Raw genomic sequence first — 14,153 nt, 5'->3', positions numbered from 1 at the left:
CATGCACGACATTATGAACCCGCGCGGGCATTCCCCCGGCGAAGGTGGGGCCACTTGATTGCCGCCGTCCCCTTGTCCGCGAATGACCGCGGCGTGGCCAGTCAATCGCGCCCGCCCCGGGCATCGTCGCGAGTCGTATGCCTGTTGTCGACGTTTCCCCACATCAGCTTCCAGGCAAGTATCAGCAGCACGACAAAGGCGGCGACGAGGAGGATTCTGCCGAGTCGTTGCTGGTCGTCCAACAGGTAGTTGCTGCACAGGCGTACCGGTGAAATCAGGTAGAGCCAGCCGAGGCGCAGCATCGTGGCGATCATTTCGAGCAGGACGACGCCGCGCACCACGAACCCTGCCCGTGGCCAGCTCAAGGTGATCGGCGCGCCGACCAGCAGCGGCACGCTCAGGAACTTCGCCAGTTCGGCCCGCGGGTCATCGAGCGCCGCGTCCATCGCCAGCGGCAACATCCACACCAGTCCCGCCAGCGAGGCCAGCAGCAGTCCGCTGATGCCGCGATGGTTCCACGCCGACAGCGACCGCTCGAGCCACCGTGGCGTTCCTTTCGCCAGCCAGCCACCGGCCAGCGCCAGCAATGGGATCTGGAGCAGCATGTGCAGGGTCATGGCGGATTCGAGCGCGTGCCGCACGGGAGGCAAGGCGAGTGCCGCCCAGAGCAAGGCGCCGGCCAGGCACAGGCGGCCGGAGAGCGGCTTCATGGTCCGGATGACCCGCTGACGTAACCGACGGCGGCACGCCAGTCGTTCCAGTCCAGTATGGCGACGATCCTGCCGGTCGGATCGACCACCGCGATCGCGGCGTTGTGCACGAAGCCGTCCATGCCGTCCGCCACCGCGACCACGCCGAACCGGTGCAGCAGCTCGTCCAGGCCCGCCTGATCGACTGGGCGTGCCGCGATCCAGCCCGCGCCGCGGTCGCCATGCCGACGCTGGTAATCGGCGAGCGCCGCGGGATCATCGCGGGCCGGGTCGAAGCTGATGCTCAGCAGCGCCACCTTGTCGGCGTCGATCGGTCCGGCCAGTTCGCGTTGCAGGCGCGCAAACTCGCTCCCTTGCACCGAGCAGTAGGTCAGGCAATGCGTGTAGATGAAATCGACCAGCAGCCAGCGCCCGCGCAGCTCCCCGAAACTGGTTCGTCGCCCATCTGCGGTCTGCAACAGCGTGGATGGAACCGTGCGGGGATGCTCGCGGATATCGATGCGGCGGACGGTCTCGCTGGTGTAGGCACGAAATCCGTGGGTGGCGGCGGCCAGTACTCCGAGGCCCGCCGCCAGCAGGAGGAGGCTAGCCAGCAGCGTTCGCAGTACTGCCATCGGGCTCTCCGCGCGCCGGCGCCTTCAGCAGACCCACCGTGATGCGCACCGCGAAGTAGAGCATGCCCAGTACCACCAGCACCGCGCCGATCGAACCCATCTTGTCGGTGGCGATCCACTCTGGCAGGTGCGTCGCCATGCGCCGCGCCACGCTGAGATGCCCGGCATCGAGGAAGGCGAGCGTGAAGATCAGTCCGCCAATCAGGTAGACGGGCAATCCCAGCCGGTCGGCGGCGTTGTTCGGCGGCGCGTCCGCACGCTGGCCGATCACGTGGAACATCAGGGCCAGCGCCATCGGCAGTACGCCGAGCAACAGGTAGAAGTGGAAATGTCCGGGCACCCACTGCGTGTTGTGCATCACCAGGTTGATGCGGATGGTGCCGTCGAGGATGGCCGGCACGATCCCCGCCGCCCAGCCGAACAGCGACAGGACCATCAGCCGCGATGGCATCGTCCAGCGCATGTTCGCGCGATAGATGTTGGTGAGCGCGCCGTACATGGTGACCAGGAACACCGGGAACCCCGCGCCGTACGACACCAGCTGGCCCATGACCGCAAACCAGCGCGGCAAGGCATAGTCCATCAGCAGATGGTGCGGAAACACGATGGTCACGAACAGCGTGCTGAGCGCCCAGGACCACAGGAAAGCCCGGGAGATCGGGTATGGCCGGCCCGAATAGCGCGGCAGCAGCGCGTACACCGCGATCACGCCCATGTAGATGGTGGCGTTGATGTACATGTGGCCAAACCAGTAGATCAGGGTCTTGGCCAGCAGTGCATCCAATGCCATTTCCGGATAGAACGCGTTGACCAGGCTCATCACCAGCACCACGGCACCGGCCAGGATGCCCAGCACGTTGGAGATGATCACCATGGTGCTGGCCACCACGGTCTTCGGGTGATCCGGGTCGATGGTGCCGTGGAACAGCCACTGCAGCCCCAGCGCGCGCCCGAGGTTGCCGTATACCTTGATGATGGCGGCGGCGGCGTCGAGATAGAACACCAGCATGCCCACGCCGATCAGCAGGTAGCCGAGCATGAACACGGATGCGGCGTCGGGACCCCACAGCCCCATGCCGCGCACGGGCAGCGGATAGAGGAATGTCCACAGCGCGCCGTAGCCATCGACGAAAATGGCAAAGATGAGGCACAGCGCGCCGAGGAGGAACATCACGTAATTGGTGACGAACGCCCACAGGTGCAGCTGGACATGCTGGCGCAGGAAGAACCACATCACCGCAGTGGTTGCCAGGCCGGCCGTGCCGACCATGCCGGCGCCGTGCATCGAGAGGATGCGGTAGAAAAGATCGGGTTGAACCGACAGCCAGGTGGCCTGGCCCATGCGCATGACCAGGCCGAGCAACATCATCAGCACGAACAGCGCCACGGCCGAGATGACGTAGAGGTTGAAGGCGACCCGGTTTCCGCCGGCCAGACGTTCGTTTTCGGGGTACATCGTGAGAGCAGCCATGGTCAGCCTCCGCTCGCAGTGACCACCGTGAACTCGGAGGTCATGGGCGCATGCCCAAGACCACAATACTCAAGGCACATCACCCGGTAGGTGCCGGGCTGGGTGAAGGTGTGCACCAGTTTGTTGGTGAAACCCGGCATGGCTTGGGTTTGCGCGGCGATCCGGCCGTCCGGCGCGTAGATGGCAAAACCGTGATTCACGTCCTTGCTGGTCACCCGGAACTCCACCGGGCTGCCGGCGCGTACCGTGTTCGGCGTAATCTGCCATGACCATTGCTGCCCGGTCACGTTCACCACCTGCTGGATACCCAGCGCAGCGTGCTGCGAGGCGATCGGAAAGCGGTGGAGCGTAGCGTAGGTGGCGCCCACGAAGATGACCAGCATGGCGCCGAACAGCCATCGTCGCAGCACGTTGGAGGTGTGCGCGGCCTTGCGCGTCGCCGCATCGTCGGCCGGTTTGCCGGCCTGGCGGATCACGTGGATGAAACCCAACGCGACCAGGCTCATGCCAACCAGCGCAATGGTCCAGACGAGGTCCTGAAGGATCATGACGGTCCCCACCAGTCAAGACGGAGCCACTATGGTCCACGTCGGCCCTGGTGTCAAAGCTCATTCGGGCAGCATGGGCCACCCGATTTCCTCCGCCTGCGGCAACTGTCTCCCTCGCCTACTTCAAGTACCTGATGTTGGTGGCAGTGATCGTGCTTGGCTTGCCAAGCACGGCAGGCGGGTGGCGGGTGATGAACGCGCTGACGCCGGCGCTCGACCGGGTGCTGCTGGAAAATGGAGGCAGCACTCCGGTACAAAGCTTTGGCGGTCCGTTTTCGAACCCACCCCGACGTTTCGCATTACTGCCTCCGGATCGGCAAGCGGATACGTTGACATCAAACTCCTTGTTCGATGCGGCTAATCTGCGCGAATGCGACGCAGCGCATTTTCTCCTTCCATAGCCGCCGCCCTGACGGCAGCGGCATTGTTCGGTGCCAGCACGCCCTTGGCCAAGGCGTTGCTACGGGATCTGTCGCCCGTTTTGCTGGCTGGGTTGCTATATCTCGGCAGCGGCGTCGGCTTGGGCTTAATCCGCATCACACGGGATCATGGCTGGCGCACGCCGCCGCTGGCCAGAAAGGAGTGGTTCTGGCTATTGCTCGCGATCGGCTTCGGCGGCGTACTCGGTCCATTGGCGCTAATGTTCGGACTGATCCGAACTGCAGCAGCGACCGCTTCGCTGCTATTGAACCTGGAAGCGGTATTGACGGCGTTGCTGGCATGGATCGTATTCCGCGAGAACACCGATCGCCGCATCGTGCTGGGCATGGTGCTGATCGTCACCGGTGCCGTGCTGCTGGCTTTGCCGGCCCCGTCGCAACACATGAGCCTTGGTTGGGGTGCATCGCTGATCGCCGCCGCATGTCTGTGCTGGGCGCTGGACAACAACTTCACTCGCAAGGTGTCGGCATCGGACGCACTGTTCCTTGCCGGACTGAAAGGCTTGATTTCCGGCATCGTCAATGTCGGCATTGCGCTGGCACTTGGGGCGCGGCTGCCCGCAATCCCGGTCATGGGCATGGCAATGACGGTCGGATTGCTCGGCTACGGCATCAGTCTGGTGCTGTTCGTGCTGGCCTTGCGGGGTCTGGGATCGGCGCGAACTGGCGCGTATTTCTCTACCGCGCCATTTATTGGCGCGGCGATAGCGATCCTCGCGTTCGGCGAACACGCCTCATGGATATTCTGGCTCGCTGCCGCCGTGATGGGCGCTGGCGTATGGCTGCATCTAACCGAGCGCCACGAGCACTTGCACACTCATGAACCGATCACCCACACGCACCGCCATGTACACGACGAACATCATCAACACGCGCACGATTTCGACTGGGACGGCCGCGAACCGCACGCCCACGAGCACACCCACGCGCCGTTGACCCACAGCCATCCGCATTACCCGGATATCCATCACCAGCACAAGCACGAATGAGTCGCGGCGTGATGCTCAGAGCACGTGCGGCGCAAGGCTCACGGTGGCAGCGATACCACCGGCATCAACCATGCGGAGAGCTTTGCGTCCATGCGGCGTACGCTATGCCAAGGCCATAGATACTACAGACCCATGGGTGCTTCGATGAACGAAGTCGCCGCGGCGCCCGGATCTCAAGCCACTGGAAGAACGGCGAGCGTGATGACGGGCGTATGATCTTTTTCACAACGAGCGCCGGCGAATGCAAACCATCGCAAACCACTTCTGTCGAGGCTGGGCGCCAGGTGTCCTGTTGGCGTTCGCCGTATTCGTGCCGGCGTGCAGCCAAGCCGACGGCCTGGGCAGCCGATTGCCACTGACCACGGTTGCAGACGTGCCGCTACCTGGCAATGCAACGCGCTGGGATTACGCCAGCTTCGACGCAAAGCGTCATCACCTTTTTCTCGCACATCTCGGCGACAGCGCCGTGGTGGTGTTCGACACTGCGCAACGGAAAGTGATCACGACCATCTCCGATGTCAGCCACGTGCACGGCGTGCTCTACGTACCGCAACTGGATCGCGTCTATGCATCGGCTACCGGAACCAATGAAGTGGTCGCAATCGATGCCAAGTCTTTCAAGGTCGTCGCACGCACACCCGGCGGTGATTATCCGGACGGCATGGCCTACGCGCCTGGCGTGCGCAAGTTGTATGTCTCCGATGAGCACGGCGGCACGAATACGGTCATCGACGTCATGAGCAACAAGCGTATTGCCACGATCCCGCTGGGCGGGGAAGTCGGCAATACCCAGTACGACCCAGTGTCACGACACATCTTCGCCAACGCGCAGACGCGTGACCAGTTGGCAGAAATTGATCCGGTCACCGACAAGGTGGTTGCACGCATCGACCTGCCGGGTGCCAAAGGCAACCACGGATTGTACATAGATTCCGCGGCACGGCTCGCCTTCATCGCTTGCGAAGGGAATGACAGGCTGCTGGTATTGGAGCTCGCCAGCCGCAAAGTGCTCGCTTCGTTTGATGTCGCCAAGGACCCGGACGTGCTTGCGTTCGATCCCGTGCTTGACTGGCTGTACGTCGCCGGCGAATCCGGACAGGTCTCCTTATTCAAGGTGCAAGGGAAAACAGTCAGCGCACTCGGAACCGCGCGGCTTGGACCCAATGCCCACGTCGTGGCGGTGGATCCGATGACGCATGAAGCGTTTTTCCCACTTAAACCCGCACACGGAAAACCTGTGCTTCGGATCACGCAACCGGGCCCTGGAGGGTGATGCGCGATTGCTGTCGCGCCGTCCGAGGCAAGCTCGGTTTTACGGATATCCGGTATCATGCCGGGTAGTCGCAGGCTACGCCGACTCATCAACCACGAGTGCGCCGATGGGGAATGAAGCAAACCAGCAGCCCGTTGCGCTTCGTGAGCGCGCCCGTTTCGCCGCCCAGCACAATGATGAGGCCCTGGCGGAGACCGCATACACCCAGCTGCTGGAGAGCCAGCCCGGCGACCTCGAAGCGCTGAAATTCCTTGCGCGATGCCAGTTGATGCGTAGCGCCGGCCACCGTGCCGTCGAATTGATGCAGGTCGCGGTGCGGGCGCATCCGGACGACGCGCCTGCCTGGCATCAGCTCGGCACGTCGCACATGCTGGACGGCAACATGGGGGCGGCATCCGACAGTCTGCGTCGGGCACTGCAGCTCGCTCCCGGCATGTTCGAAGCGCACCTGCGACTGGGGATTGTGCTGGAACGGCTGGGCGATTCCCATCAGGCGCTGATCGAATATTTCTCGGCGATAAACCTTGCCCAGGGACAGGGTCAATGGCTGAATGACGAGACCACCCCTCCCGGCGGGCGTGATGCGGTACAGCATGCCGTACGTTACATCGCCACCGGCCGCCATGCGTTGTTCAATGATGTCCTTGAACCGCTGCGCCAGCGCTATGGCCGTTCCGAATTGGTACGGGTCGCACAGGCACTCGCGGGCTACCTCGGCGAACAGCCAATTGCTTGGCAAGACCCGCGGCAACGGTCGAAGTTTTTCCACTTGCCTGGCGTACCCGCGCGTACCTATTACCCGCGCGACCTGCTTCCGTGGTACGAGGAGCTTGAATCCAAGACCAGCGTGATCCGCGACGAACTGCGCGCCGTGCTGCGGGAATCGCAGAACCTGGAACCGTTCCTGGGCGACAAGATCAAAGACCGGCCGGACATGCTCGCGGCGTTCGGCCCCGGCCGTGCAACCTGGGACGCGTATTTCTTCCATCGCCACGGCAAGCGCCACGACGAGCATTGCGCCCGCTGCCCGCACACGGCGGCCGCACTCGACATGCTGCCGCTGGACCGCGTGCGGAACCACTCGCCCGAAACACTGTTTTCGGTGCTGCGCCCGGGGACGCACATCCTGCCGCATCGCGGCGTCACCAATACCCGGGTGACCTCGCACCTGCCACTCATCGTGCCACCCGATTGCGCCATTCGCGTGGGCGGCGATATCCACGTCTGGGAGGAAGGCCGTTGCGTGACGTTCGATGACACCATGGAGCACGAAGCCTGGAACAAGAGTGGCGAGACGCGCGTGGTGATGATCTTCGACTGCTGGAACCCGGATATGACCGAGGTCGAACGGCTGGCCGTCACCGACCTGGTCGAGGCCATCGGTGATTTCGTCGACGCCTGCCGCGACGCCGTGCAGCCGGGGGCAAAGGATTGAGACCCGGCGAGTCGAGCATGCCCGCCAAACATCCATCACCGCCGTCCCTGCCCGCCAACTTGATGCGCCAATTGGCCATGGCCGAGAGCGCTTTGCGTGCCGGCGACCTCGCCACATCGTCACGGTTGGCGGAAGCCGTTGCCACCCAAGCGCCCGACGCGGTCGCCGCGTGGCATCTGTGGGCGGTATCCCTGGCCCAGCGCGGCATGCACCAGGCTGCGTGTGTGCCGTTCCAGCACGCGCTGGAGCTGACGCCCGACGATCCGCATCTGCTCGCGAATTTCGCCACGGCACTCCGGCGCCTCGACCGCCTGGATGAAGCGGCCAGCTTGTGGCGCCGGGCCGTGGGCCTGGCACCTGCGTTTGGCCAGGCTTGGCTGGACCTGGGACTGGCCGAGCTCGACCGCGAGCGCCACGAAGAAGCCGAAGCCGCGTTCCGGCACGCGACCGCCTGCATGCCCCGCTCCGCCACAGCCTGGCACGGCCTGGCCAGCTCGCTCGATGCACGTGACCGGCCGGTGGACGCCGAAGCGGCATTGCGCAAGGCACTGGCCTGCGACCCCCGGCAGCCGCGCGTCCTCATGCATCTGGGCCATGTCCTGCGCCGGCAGGCGCGAGTGGAGGAGGCGCTCACGTGCTATGAATCGGCACGGGCGGCGGGGGCCGAGACACCGGAGTTGCTCGACGCCGAGGCTGGCGCCCTGCTCGATGCCGGGCAGGTCGATGCGGCCATCGCCGCCGCACGCCAGTTGACGGCCACCTATCCGGACTTCGCGCCGGGACATGGCACGCTTGCCCGGATCCTGTGGGAGTACGGGGATGGCACGGGAACCGACGCCGATCCCATGGCCGACTTTGCTTCCGCAGTCAGGGCGCGTCCGGACGACGCCCCGCTGCGCTATGCGTATGCGCAGCTGCTGCAGCAGGCCGGTCGCGGTGAGGCGGCGCTCGAACAGATGGTGGCGCTGCGCAGCCACAATGATCAACCGCCGTTCCGTCGTTTCGAGGCGGCTGTGCTGGATGCGCTGGGGCGCGCGGAGGAAGCGGGGCGCATCTATGACGAGCTGTACTCGACGACTGCGCTGCGGACGCCGGATTTCCTCAACGCCTGCACCCGGCACCTGCTCCGGACCGGGCAGTGGAAGGCTGCCGCGGCACGGGCCGAGGAAGCATTGGCGCAGGATTCCCGCAACCAGGAGGCGTGGGCATATCTCGGTACGGCCTGGCGCCTGCTTGGCGACGCGCGCGAGTTTTGGCTGTGCGATTACGAGCGGCTCATTACCCTGGTCGATATCGACGCGCCACCCGGGTATGCCGACGTGGGCGAATTCCTGCAGGATCTGCAGACGACATTGCTGCCGCTGCACCGCGCCTCGCGTGAACCCTTGAGGCAGACGCTGCGGCACGGCACGCAGACGCCCGGCAATCTATTCGGGCGCCTGGAGCCCGCCATCCAGGCGGTCGAGCGCGCGATCCAGGAATCCGCCGAGCGCTGGATCGCGACTTTGCCGGATGACGATGGACATCCGTTCCTACGCCGAAAGGTCCCGCACATCGCCATGCGCGGCGCGTGGTCGGTGAAACTCGTGTCGAACGGATACCACGTCAACCATATCCACCACCAGGGTTGGATCAGTTCGGCGTTCTACGTCTTCCTGCCACCCGTGATGGATGACGCGGCGAAGACTGCCGGCTCCATCGGCTTTGGCCAGCCTCCGGTCGACCTCGGGCTCGATCTTGCGCCGAGGCGGATCCTGCATCCACGCGCGGGCAGCCTCGCGCTCTTTCCTTCGTGCATGTGGCACGGCACCGTGCCCTTCACGGACGACGCGTTCCGGCTTACCGTGGCTTGTGACATGGTGCCGGCGCCGTAGCATCCACGCCGTTGGATGAAGAAATCGGGTAGGGAGCCGGAATCCTCCGGCCCCCTCCCACACCACCGTACGTGCGGTTCCGCATACGGCGGTTCACGAGTGACACTGAAGATACCGGCTGGTGTCGAGTAGCGATACCAGTTGCAGCCGGTCGAAGAAGGCTTTCGGAAACGCTTGATTCATGTGGCTGGCACCGCTGTTCCACCACGGGCCTTGCCCGTTGTGGCCGGAGTGCCAGGCCCGCGCCTCCGGCAGCCCTCGTTGGCGCAGCATCGCGGTGCGCCGCTGACGCGTCTTGGCTTGTCGCCACAACAGGCAACGTAGCCGACGCCGCAACCATCCGTCGAGTTCCTTCCACACCGTCTTGCTCTCGCTGAGCTGGAAGTAGCCAACCCATCCACGAAGCACCGGATTCAGTGTTTCGAGAGTCCGAGTCAGGCTGCGCCCGCGTCCCTGACGTAACAGCTCACGCACGCGGCCGGTCAGACGGACCACACTTGGTAGTGCGACCTTGAGCCTGATTCGACCAGCGGCGTGGGTCAGGGTGTAGCCCAGAAACGTGCGCTTCCACGGCCTTGCACATGCACTCTTCGTTGCATTGACTTGCAACTTCAGGCGTTCTTCCAGGAACACCTGCATGGCGGCCATCACGCGTTGCCCTGCCGCTTCACTACGAACATAGATGTTGCAATCGTCCGCATAGCGACAGAACGCATGTCCGCGCTTCTCCAGTTCGCGATCCCAGTGTCCGTACCCCGCCCGAGGGCTTGGGTATGTCCACCGCGCGCACCGCCGATGGCAGATACTGTCCTGCCAACAAGGCCGCTCTCACGCTGGGCCAATGCATCGTCAACCAGTCCTTGAACGATCCCACCGTCAGGCCATCGACCCCCGGTGCGCCACCGTTGCGGACCACTTTCTGATACGCCGACCACACGTTGCTGCGCTCGATCACGGCTTCCATCAGCCGTGACACCTCCGCTTTCGTTTGCCCGGCTGCCGCCGTGATCGACTCGGCACCACACGGCCTGCCCACGGGATACTGTCCCGCCTCTCGGCCCTTGGCCCCGGCTTCCCGGGCTTCTGCCTTCTCGTCGATCATCGAGGTTCAACCGTCCTAATCGCGGTCTCTCATGTTCGGCCCTTCGGTCATGTCGCGCCTACTATGGCCTCTGCTGACTTCTCGCTCCGGTTCACACCGTCGGGCTTTCACCCACAAGGCGAGATCTCCCCGGGTATGACACACCTGCCTTCCCGCTTTTGCCTGTCGGATTTACGCCACGTCGTCTGTGCAAGTACCGGGCTTTGGCCTTTTGGGCTGCCTCACCCCAACGTGTCGCCTCGTATCCGCTTCCTGTTCGTCAGGCCAGCGTTTTGCTTCCGGCTTCCTTCAGACGTCCGGTCACCCGCAACGCCCTTGCCTTCCGCTAACCCTTCCCCTTGCCGGGTGGGTAGAGGACTTTCACCTCCAAGCAGGTGCGCCCTGCCGGGCGCACCCAAAAAAAACGGCGGGCCAATTGGCCCGCCGCCCGGATCAAGTGAAACCGCGTGATCTAGAAGTGCACGCTGACGTTGGTGAAGTAGTAGCGACCCAACTCGTCGTAGCCTCCCGGCGTGTTGGCGTTGTCCACCAACGAGCCACCCACCAGCGGCGGCGCACGGTCGGTGATGTTGTTCACACCCACCGTCAGGTCGACGTGCGTGCCGACATGGAACGTGCCCGACACGTCCAGCCAGTTGTAGGCCGAGATCTTGTGGTCGTGGTTGAACAGGAGCTTGTCCGTGGTCGCGAACGAGCCGTCGTTGTTGACGTACCGCACCTGGCCAAAGTAACGCCAGCGAACGTTCACGCTCCACCAGTCCTTCGAGTAGTTCAGGTTCATCAGGTGGCGCCACTTCGGGCTCGGCGGATTGTTGCAGGACGTGTTGATCTTGCCCGAGCAATCGTACGCGGCCGAATTGTTGACGCCTGGCAGGGGATCCTTGTAGAGGCTCAGCAAGCGGCTTCCCGCCATGTTGACCTCCGCCCGCCCACCCAGCATGCGCCAGACGTAGCTCGCGTTCAGGTCGATGCCACGGGCCTCCTGGTTGCCGAAGTTGCTCGTCAGGTTCACCACGCGGCCTGTGTTCCCTAGCCAGAGGTCACCGGTGACCGGGTTGCGCTTGACGTTGTTGCACAGGAACGGGTTGCCCGTCTGGGCACAAATGCCAAGCGTCGTATTGGAACCGATGGTGCCAATGACGTCCTTGATCTTTACCTGGTAGTAGTCGACCGATGCCTCCAGACCCTGCAGCGGCGTGACCGCAAAGCCGAAGGTGTACGTGTCGGCCTTTTCCGGCTTCAGGTTCGGGTTGCCGCCAGTGAACTCGTTGTACTGGCTCGCCGGACTGTCGGGAACGTGTCCATACTGCGCCGCGGTCACGCCGGTGTTCGCGCATTGCACCGCGCTGTCGGCCGGGCTCGGTCCCGCGCAGGGATCCTCGCCGCTGAAGAGTCCGATTTGCTGGGTGCTGAACAGCTCGTTGATGTTCGGCGCACGCACCGCGCGGTTGTAGCCGCCGCGCAGCCGGAATATGTCATTCACGTTCGCGTTGAGGCCAAACTTGTAGGTATTGGTCGTGCCGATGTTCTTGTAGTCGGAGTAGCGGTAGCCGAGATCCGCACTGAGGGACTTCAGGAAGCCCATGTCCGAAATGATAGGAACGCCCCACTCGGTATAGGCTTCCTTCACCTGGACCTGCCCCGCGATCGGCAAGGTCGGGCCACCCGCACCGGCAAAGTTGCCATGCTGTGAGTTGCTGTCGGCGGTGGAGTCGACGTTCTGCTTGCGCCATTCGGTACCGACCACCACGCTGATCGTGTCAGCGCCGGCCCAGGGCAGGGCCCAGCCGAGATCACCACGCACAAACGCGTTGATGTCCATCAGGCGCGTATGGGTCGGTCGCAAGCTGACGCCGCCGAGGTTGGCTGCGGCCTCGGTCGTTACCCCGTTCGGGGCCCAGACGTTGTACGGAATGCAACCGCTGTAGGAGCCGGCAGGACAGCCGAGCACCGCCGGGACAATGCGGTCGGAGAGGAAATCACCGGTGCCGACGCTCAGGTTGTTGGACTCGCCCATGACGCCGGACACGTCATACGACCAGCGGGTGCTGATGTCGCCTCGGGCACCAGCCACGAAGCGGTACGCGTCGTTGTTGACCATACTGAAACGCGGGCCACCCTCGACGTTGCGCTTGCCGACCTCGACCACCAGGGGTTGCGACGTGTCCAAGCCAAGCAGCGGGCCGACCTGGGTGCAGAACCCGCCGATCACCGCGGCATCCTTGGCGCAGTCGACACTGATGTCGTCGGCAAAGAATGTGCCTGAAGGCGCCAGCTGGAAACTGCCGCGGCGATGCTGGTACATGACATCCATGTACGGCTCGAACGCATCGTTGACGTGGTACTTGATCGACGCGCCAAGGTTGATGCGCGTGCTGGGACGCTGGTAGTAGTTGAGTGGTGCGTAGTTGTAAGGGGTGCTGGCACCGGAAAGCCACTGGCCGGTGGTTGGATCCATATGGACCTCGTCGCCAGCGCCAGTGTGGTCGAAGACGAAGAAGTTCGGATTGGCCGCGGTACCGGAGCCACCGCAGGCCGTGCCTGCGTTGTTCAGGGAGCACGCAGAGTAGTCACGCGCGTCCGACATTACGGCCTGGGTCTTCTGCGCCGAGATCCAGCCCATGGCATGACCATCGCCATCGGAGAAATGACCGCCGAAGATCGCGTCCGCCTCCTGGGTCCTGCCATTGAAGCCGCTGTTGCCGTCTGGAGCCGGGTAGTTTTTCTTGGCTTCCAGGCCCTGCATGTACGTGTTGCGGTTGTCGTGGTTGTAGCCCGAAAGCTTGTAGTCGAACTGCACGCCCTCGAAGTCGTGGTTGAGCACGAAGTTCACGACGCCGGCCACGGCGTCGGCGCCATACACTGCGGAGGCACCGCCAGTGAGGATATCCACCCGCTGCACGAGCGCGCTCGGAACCTGGCTCAAGTCCACCGCGCCGCTGCTGCCAGCGGGCTGGACGCGCTGGCCGTCGATAAGCACCAGCGTACGATTGGTGCCCAGCCCGCGCAGGTCGGCGGTCGGGTAGCCGGTGGCGCCGTTGTTCTGGAACTGGTCGAAATATGGACTCAGCTGTGGCAACTGGTTGACCAGCTGGTCGACGCTGGTGGTGCCCGTCACGGTCAACGCCTGCGCATCGATCGTAGTGACCGGACTAGACGCGGTGATGCTCACGCTCGGCAGGCGCGAGCCTGTCACCACGACTGCCTTCAGTGTCTGTGCCTGTTGTTCCGCTGGCGCGGCGGCATCCTGCGCGAGTGCTGTGCCCGAGGCACCCACTGCAATAACCGCACCCAGCGAAAGCGCCAGGCGGACGGCCGTAGAAAGCTTCTTTACCCCAACATTCATGAAGATCTCCTCCAGTTGATTACCGTGGATCAGGATGGGTACTGCCGAATTGGCTGCAACTTGGCAACACCCACCCCTACCCCAAGCTATTAGCCTGAAAGCTTCTACTCCCAGCTGAGACCAGGAGCCTGTAGTACCGATGAATAATGCCTACGCCGCTGTTCTTGCCGCCGTGATTCATAGGCATGCGTCCGGGCGTTCGATGAACATTCGACGGCCGCTTTCACCCTGGTCCCCACCCCGAAATTACGCTCTTTTTACTCATTGTCAACAACTGGTTCCCGTCCAGTGCCACTGAAATTGAGTAGGCGCTCTCGAAGACCGGCAATCCTTCGCCAGCAACCGTGGATA

At 63.7% G+C, this 14,153-nt stretch carries 12 protein-coding genes; 5 read left to right on the top strand and 7 right to left on the bottom strand.

The window, feature by feature from the left end; all coding sequences use genetic code 11:
- Window positions 1–101: 101 nt before the first annotated feature.
- From AC3WJB_RS09035 to AC3WJB_RS09020, 4 genes are read right to left on the bottom strand one after another with little or no spacing between them, the layout of a single operon-like run.
- On the bottom strand, window positions 102–710 hold the full coding sequence (locus AC3WJB_RS09035; protein WP_492680764.1) for a hypothetical protein: 609 nt from the start codon (window positions 708–710) through the stop codon (window positions 102–104).
- Entirely contained in the window at window positions 707–1,324 is a 618-nt protein-coding gene (locus tag AC3WJB_RS09030; RefSeq protein ID WP_492680762.1) for an SCO family protein, read from the bottom strand. Before AC3WJB_RS09030 ends, AC3WJB_RS09035 begins: the two co-directional genes overlap by 4 nt.
- Entirely contained in the window at window positions 1,296–2,795 is a 1,500-nt protein-coding gene (locus AC3WJB_RS09025) for a cbb3-type cytochrome c oxidase subunit I (protein ID WP_492680760.1), read from the bottom strand. Before AC3WJB_RS09025 ends, AC3WJB_RS09030 begins: the two co-directional genes overlap by 29 nt.
- A 2-nt stretch (window positions 2,796–2,797) precedes the next feature.
- On the bottom strand, window positions 2,798–3,343 hold the full coding sequence (locus AC3WJB_RS09020; RefSeq protein ID WP_492680758.1) for a cytochrome oxidase: 546 nt from the start codon (window positions 3,341–3,343) through the stop codon (window positions 2,798–2,800).
- Between the two features lie 191 nt (window positions 3,344–3,534).
- On the opposite strand from AC3WJB_RS09020, the gene AC3WJB_RS09015 reads away from it, so the two are divergent.
- From AC3WJB_RS09015 to AC3WJB_RS08995, 5 genes are all read left to right on the top strand, one after another.
- Complete coding sequence (locus AC3WJB_RS09015) at window positions 3,535–3,744, top strand: hypothetical protein (RefSeq protein WP_492680756.1); 210 nt, start codon at window positions 3,535–3,537, stop codon at window positions 3,742–3,744.
- Window positions 3,714–4,772, top strand: a complete 1,059-nt coding sequence (locus AC3WJB_RS09010; RefSeq protein WP_492680754.1) for a DMT family transporter — start codon at window positions 3,714–3,716, stop codon at window positions 4,770–4,772. The genes AC3WJB_RS09015 and AC3WJB_RS09010 overlap by 31 nt, the downstream gene beginning before the upstream one ends.
- Before the next feature lie 241 nt (window positions 4,773–5,013).
- Window positions 5,014–6,045, top strand: a complete 1,032-nt coding sequence (locus AC3WJB_RS09005) for a YncE family protein (protein ID WP_492680752.1) — start codon at window positions 5,014–5,016, stop codon at window positions 6,043–6,045.
- A gap of 106 nt (window positions 6,046–6,151) precedes the next feature.
- Complete coding sequence (locus tag AC3WJB_RS09000; RefSeq protein WP_492680750.1) at window positions 6,152–7,480, top strand: aspartyl/asparaginyl beta-hydroxylase domain-containing protein; 1,329 nt, start codon at window positions 6,152–6,154, stop codon at window positions 7,478–7,480.
- A gap of 17 nt (window positions 7,481–7,497) precedes the next feature.
- Complete coding sequence (locus AC3WJB_RS08995; RefSeq protein ID WP_492680748.1) at window positions 7,498–9,354, top strand: tetratricopeptide repeat protein; 1,857 nt, start codon at window positions 7,498–7,500, stop codon at window positions 9,352–9,354.
- Window positions 9,355–9,447: 93 nt separating this feature from the next.
- On the opposite strand, the gene AC3WJB_RS08990 is transcribed toward AC3WJB_RS08995, so the two are convergent.
- From AC3WJB_RS08990 to AC3WJB_RS08980, 3 genes are all read right to left on the bottom strand, one after another.
- Window positions 9,448–10,038, bottom strand: a complete 591-nt coding sequence (locus AC3WJB_RS08990) for a group II intron maturase-specific domain-containing protein (RefSeq protein WP_492683150.1) — start codon at window positions 10,036–10,038, stop codon at window positions 9,448–9,450.
- Window positions 10,025–10,456, bottom strand: a complete 432-nt coding sequence (locus tag AC3WJB_RS08985) for a hypothetical protein (protein WP_492678548.1) — start codon at window positions 10,454–10,456, stop codon at window positions 10,025–10,027. The genes AC3WJB_RS08990 and AC3WJB_RS08985 overlap by 14 nt, the downstream gene beginning before the upstream one ends.
- 451 nt (window positions 10,457–10,907) lie before the next feature.
- Window positions 10,908–13,802: a TonB-dependent receptor domain-containing protein gene (locus tag AC3WJB_RS08980; protein ID WP_492680746.1), complete on the bottom strand. Its 2,895-nt coding sequence runs from the start codon at window positions 13,800–13,802 to the stop codon at window positions 10,908–10,910.
- Window positions 13,803–14,153: the final 351 nt, after the last annotated feature.

The sequence above is a fragment of the Rhodanobacter sp. FW510-R10 genome (assembly GCF_058781105.1).
Note: the sequence above shows the minus strand (reverse complement) of the source record. Positions and strands in the feature narration are given on the sequence as shown.